Annotated in this window: 9 protein-coding genes; all 9 read right to left on the reverse strand. The window is 32.8% G+C overall.

Features of this window, described 5'->3' with window-relative positions:
• Positions 1–2: 2 nt before the first annotated feature.
• Positions 3–392, reverse strand: coding sequence for a hypothetical protein (locus tag LY28_RS16935; RefSeq protein WP_110463368.1), 390 nt, complete (start codon positions 390–392; stop codon positions 3–5).
• Positions 393–540: 148 nt separating this feature from the next.
• Positions 541–1,917 (reverse strand): dihydrolipoyl dehydrogenase, encoded by a 1,377-nt coding sequence (gene lpdA, locus LY28_RS16940; RefSeq protein ID WP_110463369.1) that lies wholly within the window; start codon positions 1,915–1,917, stop codon positions 541–543.
• A gap of 9 nt (positions 1,918–1,926) precedes the next feature.
• Entirely contained in the window at positions 1,927–2,778 is an 852-nt protein-coding gene (lipA, locus tag LY28_RS16945; protein ID WP_110463370.1) for a lipoyl synthase, read from the reverse strand.
• On the reverse strand, positions 2,775–3,458 hold the full coding sequence (lipB, locus tag LY28_RS16950; RefSeq protein WP_165835611.1) for a lipoyl(octanoyl) transferase LipB: 684 nt from the start codon (positions 3,456–3,458) through the stop codon (positions 2,775–2,777). The genes lipA and lipB overlap by 4 nt, the downstream gene beginning before the upstream one ends.
• Entirely contained in the window at positions 3,455–5,182 is a 1,728-nt protein-coding gene (locus LY28_RS16955; RefSeq protein WP_110463372.1) for a fatty acyl-AMP ligase, read from the reverse strand. The genes lipB and LY28_RS16955 overlap by 4 nt, the downstream gene beginning before the upstream one ends.
• 19 nt (positions 5,183–5,201) lie before the next feature.
• The gene (locus LY28_RS16960) at positions 5,202–5,498 is read right to left on the reverse strand and encodes a putative quinol monooxygenase (RefSeq protein ID WP_110463373.1); all 297 of its coding nucleotides are present in this window, start codon (positions 5,496–5,498) and stop codon (positions 5,202–5,204) included.
• A 30-nt stretch (positions 5,499–5,528) separates the two neighbouring features.
• Entirely contained in the window at positions 5,529–7,919 is a 2,391-nt protein-coding gene (locus LY28_RS16965; protein ID WP_110463374.1) for a condensation domain-containing protein, read from the reverse strand.
• Position 7,920: 1 nt separating this feature from the next.
• Complete coding sequence (locus LY28_RS16970; protein WP_110463375.1) at positions 7,921–15,093, reverse strand: SDR family NAD(P)-dependent oxidoreductase; 7,173 nt, start codon at positions 15,091–15,093, stop codon at positions 7,921–7,923.
• Positions 15,090–17,057, reverse strand: a complete 1,968-nt coding sequence (locus LY28_RS16975; RefSeq protein ID WP_110463376.1) for a dehydrogenase E1 component subunit alpha/beta — start codon at positions 17,055–17,057, stop codon at positions 15,090–15,092. The genes LY28_RS16970 and LY28_RS16975 overlap by 4 nt, the downstream gene beginning before the upstream one ends.
• Between the last annotated feature and the right edge of the window lie 80 nt (positions 17,058–17,137).

Raw genomic sequence — 17,137 nt, forward strand, 5'->3', positions numbered from 1 at the left:
TCTTAAACTTTTAAATATGCAATTGCTTCATCATAAGATAATACATTTTTAACAGTAAAATACTTATTAAATTCTTTTTCCCACATGCTCATTTCGTCCTCAATTGTTGAAGCCTCATTTAAGATAAAGACTACCTTCTTACATGTAGTCTTAGACATTTCAGGTAACAACACTTTAAAGCCCCACTCTACATCTGCTTTATCATCTTCAAAACCATTTCTTGCATCCACAACGAACTGGCTATCTTTATACTTCTTTAAAAGTTCTAAAGCAAAAGTTGTCGGGTTTCTATAGTCATCATAGGCACAAAATTTTTTCCAAGTTAAAAGTACAACCTTTTCATTAGAATTGTAAATTACACTGCAAAATTCAGACTCAAACTGATCTCTCATAAAAAACACCCCTTATTTAAAATTATTTTTCCAATATAGTTGGAATTATTGCGATTATATTTTATTTGGTGATTTTTTTAACAAAGCACTCGAAATGTAATAGACTTTTCTTGCCAGCCTTTTTCTAGTTCGTAGTGGTCTTGTATTCTTATACATCAAAAAGTTGGCTGGCTTCACCAATAATTTCACTAACTGTAGGATGAGGAAAAATCATTTCTTTAATTTCGTGTATACTTACGTGCTGATTAATTAAATACGCCATACCATAAATCATTTCAGAAGAACTATTACCTATAATGTGGACACCTATAAGTGTTTGATTTACCTTTGATATGATAAGTTTGCATATAGCATCATCTTTACCATTTTCAATCATATAGCGGCCATTATATCCTAATGGTAGTTTAGCCACTTCATAGTCAATGCCCTTGTTTCTTGCACTTTCTTCTGTTTCTCCAACATATGCTACTTCTGGCATGCCGTAAATAATACTAGGTATATTTGCAGACGTTTTAATTTGTGCTTTATTTAGTATTGTATTAATACATATATCTGCCTCTTTACTTGCTGCATGTGCCAACATGGTTCCACCAATTACATCACCAGCTGCATAAATACCAGGGATATTAGTCCTTCCATCAGCGTTAACAACTATGAACCCTTCTTCTGTAACAATTCCCACTTCGTCTAAACCTAAATCGTCTATACATGCTCTTCGTCCTACAGTTAATAAGACTCGATCTGCCATAAGCTGCATTTGATTTCCCTGTTCTTCTATCAATACTCGTTCCTCTTCAATTGTAGTTACCTTTGTATTTAAATAAAACTCAATGCCTCTCCGACGATAAAAATTAAGCATAATTCTAGTAATTTCATTATCCGCATTTCCCAATATCTTAGGTGTTGCTTCAACTATACTTACTTTACATCCAAATGTACTAAAATAAGTTGCCATTTCTAAACCAATAACTCCACCACCAATAATTACAAGTTTATCTGGTATATCCTTAAGTTCTAATATTTCTTTGCTAGTTAATACAAATCGCTCAGCTATTCCACGTTCAATACCTTGTATATGAGGAATAACTGGTTTTGCACCTGTAGCTATTAGTACATTTTTGGCTTCATATCTTTCCCGCAAACAGCCTATTTCAACATAAACTTGATTGCCTTCCTTAAGTAAATGTGCCTTTCCCTGTTTTACCTCTACATTCTTTTGTTTTAATTCGTAATTAATCCCCTTTTTTAGCTTTCCTATCATATTAGCTTTAAGATTCATTACTTGGTTACTGTTATACGTTAACGTTTCACAGACAACACCTAGTGACTCACCTTTTTTAGCTGCTTCATATACCTTTGCTGAATGAAGTAACAACTTAGTTGGAATACAACCTTCATTCAAACAGACTCCACCAAGCTCACTTTGTTCTATCAACAACACATTACCCTTACTCTGCTTTGCAAAAGTAAGTGCAGCTCTATATCCGGCAGAACCCCCACCTAAAATTATCAAATCATACACCATATTAACCACCTATACCTTTATACTCATACCAAAATCAGCGGCATGATATGAACTTCTTACAAATGGACCTGATTCAACATTTAAAAAACCTAATTCATAAGCGCATTGCTTATATCTATCAAATTGTTCAGGATGAACATACTCAACTACATCTATATGTTTTGAAGAAGGTGCTAAATATTGCCCTATTGTTAATGCATCACATCCTACTGCTCTTAAATCCTTAAATACTGATATCACTTCTTCTTTCGTTTCACCAAGGCCCATCATAATACTAGACTTTGAGTACACATTTTGATCAAATGTTTTTAGCATGCTTAATACTTGAAGAGATCTTTCGTAAGATGCCTGTGCACGTGCAATATCATATAGTCTCGGTATAACCTCAATATTATGACCTATTACATTAGGTCTAGCTTGAACCACCGTCTGGATTGCTTTTTTATCCCCCTTAAAGTCTGGTATTAAAACTTCAATACCTATTTGAGGGAGCGCTGTTTTTAAACTATTAACTGTTTTTGCATAATAGCTTGCACCACCATCTAACAAATCATCTCTTGTTACAGAAGTTATTACTACATACTTCAACGCAACTTTTTTACAGATAGATATTATCTTTTGTATCTCATCCTGTTCTATTGCTTTAGGCTTACCATGTTTCACATTACAAAAGCCGCAATTTCTCGTGCAAACATTTCCCATAATCATAAAGGTAGCTACTTTATTGCCAAAGCATTCTAAACAATTTGGACAATCACCCTCTGTACATATTGTATGTATACCACAACTACTGAGTTGCTTACTAAAGTTTATTCTTTCACTCTGTACGCTTGCTTTAACTTTTAGCCATTCTGGTTTCATCTAATATTCCCTTCCACTTCTAGTTCTTTAGTACTTATCTCATCATAGCTAAAAATTTCACCAAATAGTGAGCCTATCTTTTGATAAACCGCCTCCTGGTTCACAGGTTTACCTACTAATTGTTGAATTGAAGTAACACCTCTATCTTTAATGCCACATGGATAAATCCAGCTTGGATACTTCATATCAATATCTACATTAAGCGCAAAACCATGCATTGTAATATAGCGCCTTATTTCTATACCTATAGCCATTATTTTTTTATCTTGAACCCAAACACCTGTATTGTGACCTTCTTCTGTGTGTGCATCTATTTGAAAACATTCTTTTAATAGCCTAATGCCTAACAATTCAATATTTTCTACATATTTTCTAATGTTCTTACCATGTTCCTTTAAATCTAAAATAGGATAACCAACAATCTGACCAGGTACGTGATACATTATGTCCCCTCCACGACCAATACTGATTACCTTAATCTTCTCTCTTTCAAGCACACTTCTATCTACTAAAATGTTTTCTTCTTTTCCTCTCCTGCCAAGTGTATAAACGGGCTCATGTTCTGTTAAAATTAAGGTATCTTCTATTTTATTATCCATTCTTAATTCAAATAACTTTTCTTGCAAATGTAGTACACTTTCATAGGATGATCTGCTTATCCTCAATATTTGTAGCTTCATACTTCGTCTTTTTCCCATTTATAATAGACTGATAATTTCTGTTCTAGATATAGTTCTTTGCCTTTACTTCTTGTAACCTTATTATTACGTGTTTTTGGTAACATACCCGGATTCAGCAAATAAACTGCATCTAACTCTAATTGATGCTTTTTAGAAATTTCTTTTCGTATCACATTAACAATTTCTTGCGGGTTTGCTTCATTCATTCTATCTTCTTTAATCTCATACAAAATAACAGCTACTTCTTGCTGATTTTTCTCTACTGAAAAAGCTGCTCCCCACTTTTGATTTAAATCAGGGTGACAGCATCCTGCTGTCCACTCTAAATCTTGGGGATAATGATTTTTACCTCTTATAACTAATAAATCTTTAATGCGACCTGTAATAAATAGATCTCCATTATACAAGAAGCCCAAATCACCTGTACGCAAATAGTCTCTCGTATCGTTTGAAATTTTAAACCCGAACGTTTCTTTAGTTTTCTCCTCATTTTTCCAATACCCTTTTGAAACATTGGATCCTGCAACCCATATTTCGCCAATTGTGAGATCTGGAAGTTTTTCGAACGTATCAGTACTTACAATACAGACTTCCTCATCTCCATGCTTAGTACCATTACTTACATATTTTACACAATTAATATCATCATCAGCTACCAAACGTACTTCATTGTCTTGTAGCGCCTTCGCATCAAGTGATAAATACCTTAGTCCATCAGGGTAATAATTACTTGATACAAGAACTGTAGCTTCTGTTAAACCATAACCAGCTGCTAAAATCTCTCTTCTTAAACCACACTTTTTAAAGGCATCTGCAAAACCATTAAATGCTTCTATACGAATCGGCTCTGAGCCAGATGAAACAACTTGTAAACTTGATAAATCTAGACTTTCTTTCTGTTTTTCTGTAATTAGCTTAGTGCATAAATCAAAAGAAAAATTAGGTGCTACTGTATTTACAGCTTTATATTTTTGAATCGCCTTAAGCCATCTTATAGGTTTTTGTAAAAAATGTCCTGGTTGCATAAAGACATAGTGATTCCCTCGATAAATTTGTACTAATATGCCTATAATCATACCCATATTATGTACAAAAGGAACCCACATAAGTATTACACTTTCTTCTGACATAATATGGTCATACTCGATAATCATTTCAGCTATAGCAATAATATTTCTGTATGATGTCATAACACCTTTTGGTTCAGATGTAGAACCAGATGTGTACTGTAATATAACAGGATCATCAAAATCTACATCAACAGGCTTCCATTCCTCCTCTAAGCTCTCTGGTAATTTATCAGTTATAACCCATGTCATCTGACTCAGTAAGTCATCTGACTTTATATATTCTTTAATATTTTCCATAACATCTACTAAAGTTAATATAGTACTAGCACCCGAATCTTCTATAATCCCATTTAACTTCTTAATAGATGCTTCGTTTGCATCAGGTACATTCACCTGTACTACAATTTGACCACCATACAAGCATCCTATCAGACCTACAATATTTTCTAGTCCCATTGGATAAATTAAAATAACTGGCTGCCTATCCTTTATTAACTTTTGCAATAGAGCCCCTACTCTTCTAGCTTTCCTGTCAAGTTCTCCAGCTGTTAAACTTTCCTCCTGATCTTCACCATCTACAATATGCGTAAATAGTTTACCATCTGGTTTGTTTTTGCTTCTTCTACAAAGAATATCTACTATATTTTCTGCCATTTTTATCGCCTCTCAATCATTAGGCCTCTTTTTCGATAACGTTAAATTTTTTAAAAGTATACTCATGTGCTAACATACTTGTTATTGTACTTTTCCACTTCTTGAAATGTTCTGTTTCTCTGTGCGACTGTTGTGCTTCCAGAGAAACATATGTTTCTTCTAAAACAAAATGCGTTGGACAGTCTTGTTCTTGTATAACGTCGAACCCTTTTACACCAATTTCTTTTCTACTGTTAAAAGCATTATCAATAGAAGCTGCCTTAAAAGCTTCTACATCACTTTCTTTTACTTCAATAAATACATGTACTCTAAACATATTATCACTCCTATTTTCAATTTTTTATATTTATTTCCTTCTTTTCTGCCACAGCTGATATAAGCAACTTATTCTATAAGATTGTCCTGCTAAAAAATTGGGTGTTTCTTGTTGCTTAGTAACCTTGATAGTAACGTGCCTATTTTCTGTATGTATAATTGGCTTTTCTACTGCAGGCTGATATTTAGGTTGTGATTCACTGCCCTTTGCTGAATCTGTATGTTGAGCTAGATATTGAGCTAAAAGTGTTACACTTGGATATCTAAAAATATCTGTAATGCCTACTTTTAACCCATTTTCTTGCAAATACATCATTAGTTCAATGGCTTTTTTAGAACTCCCTCCCATTTGGAAAAAGTTTATGTCTTTATCTATAAGTCCATTTAATTCTGGTAAAACAAAAGAAAATGCAGTTTCTATTTGTTTTGTATAATCAAAAGCAGTACTTTTTGCTAAAGGCTGTATTCGCCCTTGAACAGATTTGGTTACCACCTTCTTTGTATGCTTTATTGCAACCTCTGGCAAATCATTTACAAGACTATTATCATGCTCTAGAATGTACACTAATATTTGTTCAAATTGCATCGCTAACTGTTCAATGGTTTCATTTTTAAATAAGTCTGTATTATATTCACATACCATATTTATGCCGCTCGTATTTTCATTCCATTCAAATCTTAAATCCATCATTGAACTTTCACTTAATAGACGATTGTTCTGGATTCCTAATGTAAGTCTATCATCTATCTTTACTTTAGGTTGAGGCGGTAAATAATTAACATGAATATTATACACAGGATTAATATTTGGCAATTTTACAGGTGCCATATCAACGATTTTTTCAAAACTGAAACTTTTATGTGCCAAGCTTTCCTTTACTACTTGGTTTGTTTGTAAAATTAAGTCTTCTAATTTCATATAATCTGTTATCTGGAATCTTAGTGGCAAAAAGTTCGTAAAATCACCTAACATCTTTTGATAACTAGGTTTATCTCTATTTTGTACAACGGTTCCAATAACTAAATCATTTTGCTTAGTCCATTGTTTTAATGTAGCTTGTAATGCACTTACTAAAATTACAAACCTCGATACTTTCAATTTTTCTTCTATTTGCGCCATTTTGTCTACAAGTCTGTGGCTAATCACAGTACTAATAGATGTACCTCTATAAGAATTAACATCTAAGCGTTCAAAGTCTAATGGTAATTCTGTATAAGGTGGGGCACCACTCATCTTTTGAGCCCAAAACGCCTTGCCTTCATCATTGTCATATTCATTATATTCTTTAATAATATAGTCAACATACTGACCTGTTACCCCTTCAGGTAAAGATGCTCCATTATGAATTGCTTCATAAAAAGAAAATAACTGACTAATAAATGGATTAAAGCTATATCCATCAAATAAAATATGATGTACCGTAATCAAAAGGATATGCTCATTAGAAGATACTTTTATTAATTTATACCTAAAATTTGCATCCTTCATAGGATTAATTGCATTTGTACTTTCTTCTCTAATGATATTCTCAAGCTCTTTATTACGAAGAGGAAGCCCTTCAATATCTATATATGGAAAATCTATAGTTGTAAATGGAGGGTCAATAACTTGTACGCATTGATGACCAAACATATTAAAGGAAGCTCTTAAAAGATCATGGGTATTAATCAATTCTAACAATGCTTTTTTTAACGCATTTACATCTAATGTACCTTCTAATTTAATTTGAATGGCATCATTATACGCTGCTTTTCCATCCTGCAAAATCGTTAATATACGATAACGTTCTTGAGAACGAGAAAGTGGCTGAAAAGTCTTTTCACCTATATATTTTACAAGTGCGTTATAATATGGATTAATCTTTACTTGCACTTCTTCTAATAAAGAAGAGTTTATAATCCCCCTTACACAAACTTTCCCCTGTATAACACTTATACTTATTCCCTTTGTCACAAGTTCTGCAAGGCACTTTTCAATCACTTCTTGTGATGTATTATTAGCAGTACACTCATTTGCTTCCTTTTCAATTAAGATTTCCTCGATTTCATCTAAAGGCTTATTATCTCCAAGTGTAAATAAATACTGACTTAAGGCATCAATACTAGGATAATCATAAAGAATGGTGGGAGATACTCTACTCCCAATCCGTTCTTCAATTTCACCAGATAAACTCATTGCTTCTAAAGAAGATAACCCAAATGTACTAATGTCTTTTGTTGTATCAATCTCACTCAATGGCATTATTTCTTTAATTTCTGAAATCCTTTTTACTAACCAATCTCTATTTTCTGATACACTATTCTTTATAGCAGTATATACTTGTACTTCCTCTTGGTTTTTAAGTCTTTCTAACAACCTTTCTATATCATAACCACGACAAACAGGATAGCGTTTCATAAGTGTTTCTATTGATTCACTCATTTTATTTTTCCCCTTTCCTGTTCTTTATTGTATCTAAAGAAAAATGAGGCTGCTTTTGTTCTTCCATATGATCGATAATCTCTTGTGTTTTTCCCTTCTTATCTTCTTTTACTTTTTTAAGCTCCAAGCCTAATATTTCTAACAATACATTTCCTTCCATATCACTGAAGGTTAAATTATAATTTTGAACAGACTTGTCTTCATTTTGTTCATCTGTATTTTCTACTAAACAATAACTTTCTTTATTAACATCACCATATATTAAAATTTCTCTAAAGAAAATAGGTAAGTATACGACCTCTCCCATATTATCAAATCTTCTATGAGCAATTTCCATTGCTAAATAAACACAAGGATCTAATAGTCCTGGATGTAATAAGAAATTGTTGTTCATTTGTTTTGCCTTATTAGATAAATCAATATGTGCAAACATTCTATCTTCACTTAAGAATACATCTTTATATGCATAGAAATATTCTCCTACATAATTATTAGTATATCCTTCATTTACATCATTAAAGTTTCCTCTATCTTCTTTTGGAATTGTTATTTCAGATAAAAGCTTCTTTATATCTAACTTCTTGTTTTCAAGCACTACGCAACTACCTTTTGCCTTAGTATTTAAATAATACTTATTATTAAACAAGCTCTTTATTTCTACTTCGTAAGTTTCATAATCTGATTTTTTAATCTTAACTTCTGTTTCATTGTCCATTTCTTCTAATATCGAAATTGGATAGTACATAGAAAGATTTTGAATCTTATTAATATCAAATGCTTTTGAATTTTTTACGGTTTCATTGATTAGCTCAATATAACCTACAGCTTGCATACGAGGCAACCCTAAAACAATATGATCGAAGAACATTGGATCTGATTTTAAGTTAAAGTTTTTATAACCAATCAACGTCCCATCTTCCGTATAGACCGTTTTGTCCATAAAGGCATAATTGCTTGTAATAACCGCTTCTTTTCCAGATTCTGCTTCTATACTCTGTTCTTCAACTAATGCCTTTACATCTGAAATTGTTCCATTGTTTCCCACTTTATCCAATATAAATCCGGTTATTTTTTCTACAGTTTTATACTCAAATAATTCAGATGGCATCATATCCATTCCATATTTCGCATTAATACTATCAATTAAATCCATTAGGAGAATGGAATCTGCTCCATATTCCTCTAAATCTAATGTCACATCAATCTTGTCTTTATCAATTCCTAGTAAGTTGGTTAATTCTTCTAATATAAAGGACTGTATAGTAGCTTGAGTATGATAAGTAGTAAATGCTGCCTCTTCTATTGCTAGGTTTGGTGATGTTTCCCCAATTGTACTTTTTATATGTTCTGCAATTTGCTCAACAGATTTATATTCAAATAACTCAGATGGCATCATATCCATTCCGTATTTCGAATTAATACTATCAATTAAATCCATCAGTAGAATTGAATCTGCTCCATATTCCTCTAAATCTAATGCTATATCAATTTTTTCTTCATCAATTCCTAGTAAGTTGGCTAATTCTTCTAATATAAAGGACTGTATATCAGTCTGAGTAGTTTGAGTAATATTAGTAGTATATGCTGCCTCTTCTATTGCTAGGCTTTGTGATGTTTCTCCAATTGTACTTCTTATATGTTCTGCAATTTGCTCAATAGATTTAAATTCAAATAACTCAGATGGCATCATATCCATTCCGTATTTCGAATTAATACTATCAATTAAATCCATTAGGAGAATGGAATCTGCTCCATAGTCTTCAAGATTCTGTGATAAATCTAAAGTTGATGCATCTATCTCTAATAACTTGGAAATTTCCATACTTAAAAAGTCGTCTATTCTTTCTATCCCTTCTGCCTTTTTGGATTTTTTTACTTTTGTCACTACTAATTCCGATTTTTTATTTACTGGGTTAGTACTATTATGTATAAATGCATTAAAGCGAGCCAAATCACCTGCTATTACTAATATATGACTCCATTCATTCATTAAAATCTTTTCGAGTGCTTTTGTACCATCTTGGGTCTTTAATAATGTCATTCCAGTTTTGCTTGTAATGCGTTCTAGTATTTTTGCAGGTGGTTTCATTGCACCTTGTTCCCATATCGGCCAGTTAATAGATATTGTCTTACCCTTACATTTCCCCAACTGCACGAGGCTATTTCTATAAACCGCAAAAGCATCCATGAAACCATTTGCAAAAGTATAGTCACTTTGTCCAGCATTACCTACAACTGAACCTAAAGAGGAAAACATAATAAAGCAATCCATACTCTCATTCTCTGTAGCACGATGTAAATTTACTGTCCCTTTTACTTTAGGTGCAATAACCTCTTTAAATGTTTCAAAGTCTTTGTCCCATATAAAAGCATCCATTATCAATCCAGCCGTATGAATAATACCATTTATATCACCATTAATTGCCTTCGCCTGTGCTAAACTATTTACCAATGTTGTGTAATCATTAACATCTGCTTGAATATAATTTACATTGCCTACTAGTTTCTCTAATAACACAGCTTTTTCATCATTTAATGCACTTCTTCCGATAAGTGTTATCTTTGCACTATACTTTTGCATTAAATACTCTGCAAAAATTAGTGCCAATTTACCAGTTCCTCCAGTTATGAAATAATGTCCACCTTGCTTAAATATAGTATTCCCTTTAGAGGATAACATATCTGTCTCTAATATATGTTTAACTAAACGCTTATCCTCTTGATACTGTACTTCTTTAAAATTATTACTGTTATCCAGAAATTCTTGTTTAGTCAATAGGATTGCTTCATTAAGCGGCTTTTGACATCCTATAGTTTTACCTATTAAACTGACATTTTCCAATTGAGCACTCTTTAAGAAACTTGCTATAGCATTTATTCTAACCTGACTTAAATCTGTTTGCAGATAATCTAAAACAATAAGCTTAATTTGCTTTATACCTAGCTGTGTTAGCCCTTTTGTTAAATCTAGTAAATAGTTACTATCACATTCTAATGTATCATTTAGCTGCTCCAAATCATCTGGTGCAGCTCCTAGCGTATATGCGATATTAACTTTTTCTCCCTTTATCCGCTCTTTTAATAAATCATAGCTATAATTAGTTAAATCAATTATTTGTGATTCATCTACAAGTTGAGTTTTTATTAATTCATCCAGAGTAGCTGGAGAGCCAGCAAATAGTATTGCTTCTGAACTGGCAGCTTGTCTTAAATCAAAATTTTCTTCTTGCCAATCCATTTTAAAGTAACCTATTGCAGCCGCTTTCATATCATCCACAGCCCTTGCTACTAATTCTTTCATTTCTATTACTAATTTGCCTGTAGAATCATAAATATTTAAATCAAATTTACCCATTGTATCACTAACTGCATCAATAGCTTTAACATGCGCATAATAGCTGCCTTGTGGTATATTTTTGCACCAACGAATTGATTTTAACGACATTGGCAAAAGTACACGCTGCTCTTTATCATTTTGATAAATGCCAATAATGGTTTGTATAGCGCAATCTAATAAACTTGGCTGCAATACTAAATTTTGATATTGTTTTACCTCCTCAGATAATTGAATTTCAGAAAAGGCTTCATCTTTGCCTACAAATATTTGTTTAATACCTCTAAAGGTGCTGCCATATGCAATACCCCACTCTGCAACTTTGGTATAAAACGTATTTGGATCAATTACATGTGACATACGTTTTTTGATTTCTGCTATATTTTCTATCTTGTTAGAAATGCCGTCTGTTACATAGGCCAACTGACCCTTGGCATGTACAATTTGGTGGTTGTCTGTATCAACAACTTTAAATTTTACATCTTGATGAATTGCTTCTATAATAACACTAATATTTTTTGTTTGATTAGTCGTGTCGATAGGCTGAATCCAAACAATATTATCTATCCGAGTAACTGTTTCTGTTCTTTTTGCTTGATTACCAGCTTCACGAGCCATTTCAATATAAGCCACACCAGGCAATATATTTCTTTCTAATACAACATGATCTCTTAAATAAAACATATTCGCATCTAGCTTTTTAGAAAAAGACACTTCCCCTAAAGTAGAAGTATTGTAATCAATCATTTCATTTAAAACACTTCCTTGCCTATTAGTTAAACGTTTTACCTTATCTGGCATCCAGTAGCGTTCCTTATCAAATGAATATGTAGGCAAAGGCACTTTAAATTGTGGCTTAAAGGCAAACAATGCTTTCCAATCAACTATATACCCTTTTACAAACAAATCACCTAATGCACGGACTTTTTTAAAGTATTGCTCACTATCAAGGCTTTGATTTGTGGTTAATTTTTCAATTATGCTTTCTCCTAACTCTTCTAAACATGGTTCATTGATGCATTTATTGACTTGTAATTTGTTCATTAGTAGGTAATCGCTTGCTTGATCATCAATGGCTAATTGTAATTGCTCTATTAATGTTTCTACTGAATTAGCTACTATTGCTAATCTTATATTAAAATTACTTCTGCCTGTAGCAAGTGTATAACTTATATCAGACAGACGATACTCATTACCATTAATCCCCAACCACTCCATAAAGCTGTAGGTCATACGTCTTAATGCGTCTTTCGTTTTTGCACTAAGCAAGAAGATGAAATATGGCTCTTTATCTGCTTCATACTCATAAATAGGTGCTTCTTCTAAAATCATATGAGCATTAGTACCACCAATACCAAATGAACTTACACCTGCACGTCTTGGTGCTTGGTCTGCATCCCAATTCTTTAGCTCAGTATTAACATAAAATGGGGTTTCTGAAAAAGGAATCATTGGATTTGGTTTTGTAAAGTTTATTATCGGAATCATAACATGATTTTTTAATGAAAGAGCAACTTTTATAATACTTGGGATACCTGATATTGAATTTAGATGCCCAATATTTGTTTTGACAGAACCAATACCACAATAATTAACATCGTTTGTATAAGCACGATAAGCCTCTGTTAGCGCTTCTATTTCTAAAGGATCACCAATCTTTGTTCCTGTACCATGTGTTTCCACATATTGAATGGTTCTTGGATTAATACCTGAAAAATCTAATGCCTTTTTAATAACATCACTTTGTCCATCTACACTTGGTGCAGTAAAATCTGTTTTCGCAGAACCATCATTATTAATTGCTGTCCCTTTAATTACTGCATAAATATTGTCATGGTCACGTATTGCATCATTTAATCGCTTAAGAACGACAATTCCTACACCATTTCCAAAGATTGTACCATCAGCACCCTCATCAAACGCTTTACATTTTCCATCGGGTGAGAAAATTAGATTTTTCTGATAGAAATACCCTTCTTCTTGAGGCATAATAACACTACATCCACCTGCTAAAGCCATTTCACATTCTCCAGCAATCAAACTTTGTGCTGCTAAGTGTATGCCTACAAGCCCGCTAGAACATGCGGTTTGCACACATAAGCTCGGACCCTTTAAATTTAATTTATAAGATACTCTTGTCGCAATATAATCCTTATCATTGCATACCATGGCTAAAAACTTTTCAGCCGGTTTCATACTTGGCATCTTTTGTGCCATCCAATTATCTTGTGCACTATACAAATTCCAAAATACTGAAAAATAAACACCTGTAATTGCTTTAATTTGATCCGGAGCATAGCCAGCATCTTCAAGTGCTTGCCAAGCACATTCCAATAATAATCTTTGCTGTGGATCCATCATTTCAGCTTCTTTTGGGGTATATTTAAAAAACCCTGAATCAAAGCAATCCATATCTTTAAGCGGTGCACAAGCTTTCACATAATTGCTGTTATTAATGACTTCATCTGATACACCTGCTGCCCTAAGTTCCTCATCAGTAAGGGTCTTAATACCACTTCGCCCTTCCTTTAGATTATCCCAGAACTGCTCAATATTCTCTGCTCCAGGAAACCTACCTGACATACCTACAATGGCTATATCTGTTGTAAATGAATTAGCTATTTCTTCCTGCCCACAATTATTACTACATGCAATTTCATCCATCTTATCACTAAAGGTAGCTTGAGTATAACTACAAACCGCATCTTTAAGTTCATTTAGTGCTTCTGATACTTCTTTGCCAGAAAGTATACGATGGTCAAAAACTAAAGTAAGTGTAATTGGATACCCTGCTTTTTCACTATCACCACCCATACCCAAAATAGCAGCTTGTCCTTTATTAATAAGTGGCTGAAAATTTAATACTCTTTCATTTGATAAATCTGTAACTGTAAAAGTACCTTCTGATAAATCTTCTATGCTTAATTTATTATTAATGTATTTATTAATATAATTTAAAACCTTATCAAAAATACCATCTAATTGGTATGTATCTGCTTTTTTAATAACAGGCACCTTTAAGCCATGCTCCATATCAATAGCAATGCCAATGTTAATATCATCATAAAGCATTATTTGATTGCTTTTAAAGCATGCATTTAATTTAGGATATTTTTTTAGTACTTTAGCTAATTCAAATATAATAAGTGGTAATAATTGATTGGAAGTAAGTCCTAACTCACTTAGTTTTTTCCTAATAGGTTGTGAAAAAAACTCTACTGTTAATGAACTATTAATACCACCTTCTTGACCTTCTTGTAAATAAGCAATTTCATGCTTTTTAGCATTACTAATATTGATTACCTGACAACGCTCCATGACTTTTTCTTCAGGATTTTTATTTATTACTGACATCATTTCTTGGTTAACCATTTTAACGCTATCCTCTACTGGCTTTGTTGTCACTATTTCTCCCTGCATATTTATTTGACCTGTTACTTGTTTTATCACGTCTTCCTTAGTTACTAATCCGCTAAGGTTATATTGTCCAATATCAATATGATGTTCATCAATATAGTTTTGTGCACCCTTAGAAAAAACAATTTTAGTTGATACTTTTTCTTCTATAACTGGTACGACCTTTGAATTTTGATCCACTGATATTTCTTGTGTCTCTATCTCAGCAAATACACTATCTACAGCTACAGTATCTCCTACTTGACACATTCTTGTAATATATCCCTCATAGTTACTTTCTACTGATACTACTGCTTTAGCTGATTCTAAATCCACAATAATATCACCCTTTTTTACATAATCGTGATCTTGTACATACCAATTCACTACTTCCATTTCATCATCATTTGTAGAATATCTCTCTACATGTAACTGATATTTCATTGTTCCTCATCTACCCCTTTCACAATTTCCCCTATAATTTGTTCTACACCCGGAAGTGCTTCTTGTTCTAAGTGGACAGCTGTTGGTATAGCAATATCCTTAGGCTGGATTCTTATAAACTTATGTATATGATTTGGCGCCTTTTCTACTATTTGTGCTATAACCTCTGTACCAAATGCTGCAAAGCCTTGTCCCTCTTCAACTACCACAACAATCGTTCCCTTCGGAATACTATCTATTAAAGGTTGAAAGTTCATTGGATAAATTTGTGTTGGAATAATTGCTTGAGCAATAATATCATGATCTATAAATAATCTTTCCATTGCCTTAATGATTATGTCACTCATACCACCATAGCCCACAATTGTCACATATGGTTTTGCCAATTCCGGCTTAATTAAAATAGTTGGATATTTTTCATCTGAACAATAGGCTTTAAAACCATCAGGATAATTTGTTTTTATATATTTAGGATAAAGAAGTTTATTTTCAATAACTAATGTGCAATCTTGACTTTCTTCAACTAGTTTTTTGTAAAGTGACGCTGGATTAATTAAATGATTAATAGCGATCATTCTTAGTCCCGGTATTCCCATAAAGTGGCGGTCTAGTGTCTGACTATGAGTTGGTCCATAACCACGTCTGCCACCCATAGGTGTTCTGACTATTAAATTAGGAGATACTTGTCCATTGTACATATATCTGAACTTACATGCATGGTTTAATATCTGATCAAAAGCTAATGTCGTAAAGTCCCCAAACATAATCTCCACCATAGGAACAAAACCATCTAGTGCTAGTCCTGCACCAATACCAGTAATAACACCTTCTGCAATAGGAGTATTTCTTACACGTTCTCCATATAAATATGATAAATCTTGAGATACTTTAAACGTTCCTCCATAGGGTGACTTAACATCTTCACCAATAAAAAGTGAATTTTCATGTTCTTTCATGATATCTTTCATAACATCATTTAAAGCTTTTACTAATCTTACTTTTTGTTCTTTAATTTCTTCCCACTTAGTAGGTAGCGTATTATAAGTAGTTTGTTTAAAGTTACCTTTTGCCATATCACTTGATTGTGCTACTTTAAGGGCTTTTTCGACTCTTTCACATACTTCAACATTAATACGATTAAATAATTCAACTTCATTTTGCATTAACTTATTTAGTGGATCTTTTTTCTCATAAACCTCTAAAACTTCTCTCGGTCTAAAGTCATCACCTTTTGAATGAGCTTTTAGTCTATAAGTATCAATTTGTAATAATGCTGGTCTACATTCTTCTCTTACATAATCCACCATTTTTTTTGCTTTAAAATATAGCTCTTCCCATTCCCATGTACTTCCTTGCTCACTATAGATGTTAAAGGCCTTTGCTCTTGTTTGTATATCTCCTGCTAAAGTTTCGTTTTGGGTAGTAGATTGTGAATAAAAGTTATTCTCTACTACTATGAACAGTGGTAGTTCCCATTTTGAAGCCAAATTCATTGACTCATATACCATTCCTTCGCCTAATGTACCATCACCAATAAATACAACAGAAATTTTATTATTCTTCTTCATTTTTCGCGACAACGCTAAACCTGCTGCTAAAGGTAAAATGCCACCTTGAATGCCATTAGAATAAAAATTATCCTTACATAAATGTTGACTACCTCCTCTGCCAGCACATATGCCACTTTCTTTCCCCATAATTTCAGCTAATAATCCCTCAACATCATCTGTAAAAGATAAAAAATGTCCATGGCATCTATGATTAGAAAAAATAGAATCTCCTTTCTCTAAGCATTCTGTTATTACAGCTCCTGAAAATTCTTCACCTATACATGTATGAATAGTTCCATTTAATAAATTGAGGCTATACAACTCTAACAGTTTTTCTTCTACCCTTCTTGCTAATAATGCCTTGGTAATAATATTTATACTTACATCATTTTGCATATTATAATTACCTTTCATGTTTTTTCATATATTATCTATAGGATTTTCATTATTACACTTATATGTTTTTTCCACTTTACTGCTAATATTTTTTGCCA

Origin of the sequence: Ruminiclostridium sufflavum DSM 19573, from assembly GCF_003208175.1 — a bacterium.
Taxonomy (GTDB): Bacteria; Bacillota; Clostridia; order Acetivibrionales; family DSM-1351; genus Ruminiclostridium; species Ruminiclostridium sufflavum.

Excerpts from the sequence above, each read along its gene's own strand:
- lipA (WP_110463370.1), bottom strand. The coding sequence starts at position 2,778 with ATGAAACCAGAATGGCTAAAAGTTAAAGCAAGCGTACAGAGTGAAAGA.
- LY28_RS16960 (WP_110463373.1), bottom strand. The coding sequence starts at position 5,498 with ATGTTTAGAGTACATGTATTTATTGAAGTAAAAGAAAGTGATGTAGAA.
- lpdA (WP_110463369.1), bottom strand. The coding sequence starts at position 1,917 with ATGGTGTATGATTTGATAATTTTAGGTGGGGGTTCTGCCGGATATAGA.
- LY28_RS16935 (WP_110463368.1), bottom strand. The coding sequence starts at position 392 with ATGAGAGATCAGTTTGAGTCTGAATTTTGCAGTGTAATTTACAATTCT.
- LY28_RS16970 (WP_110463375.1), bottom strand. The coding sequence starts at position 15,093 with ATGAAATATCAGTTACATGTAGAGAGATATTCTACAAATGATGATGAA.
- LY28_RS16975 (WP_110463376.1), bottom strand. The coding sequence starts at position 17,057 with ATGAAAGGTAATTATAATATGCAAAATGATGTAAGTATAAATATTATT.
- lipB (WP_165835611.1), bottom strand. The coding sequence starts at position 3,458 with ATGAAGCTACAAATATTGAGGATAAGCAGATCATCCTATGAAAGTGTA.
- LY28_RS16965 (WP_110463374.1), bottom strand. The coding sequence starts at position 7,919 with ATGAGTGAATCAATAGAAACACTTATGAAACGCTATCCTGTTTGTCGT.
- LY28_RS16955 (WP_110463372.1), bottom strand. The coding sequence starts at position 5,182 with ATGGCAGAAAATATAGTAGATATTCTTTGTAGAAGAAGCAAAAACAAA.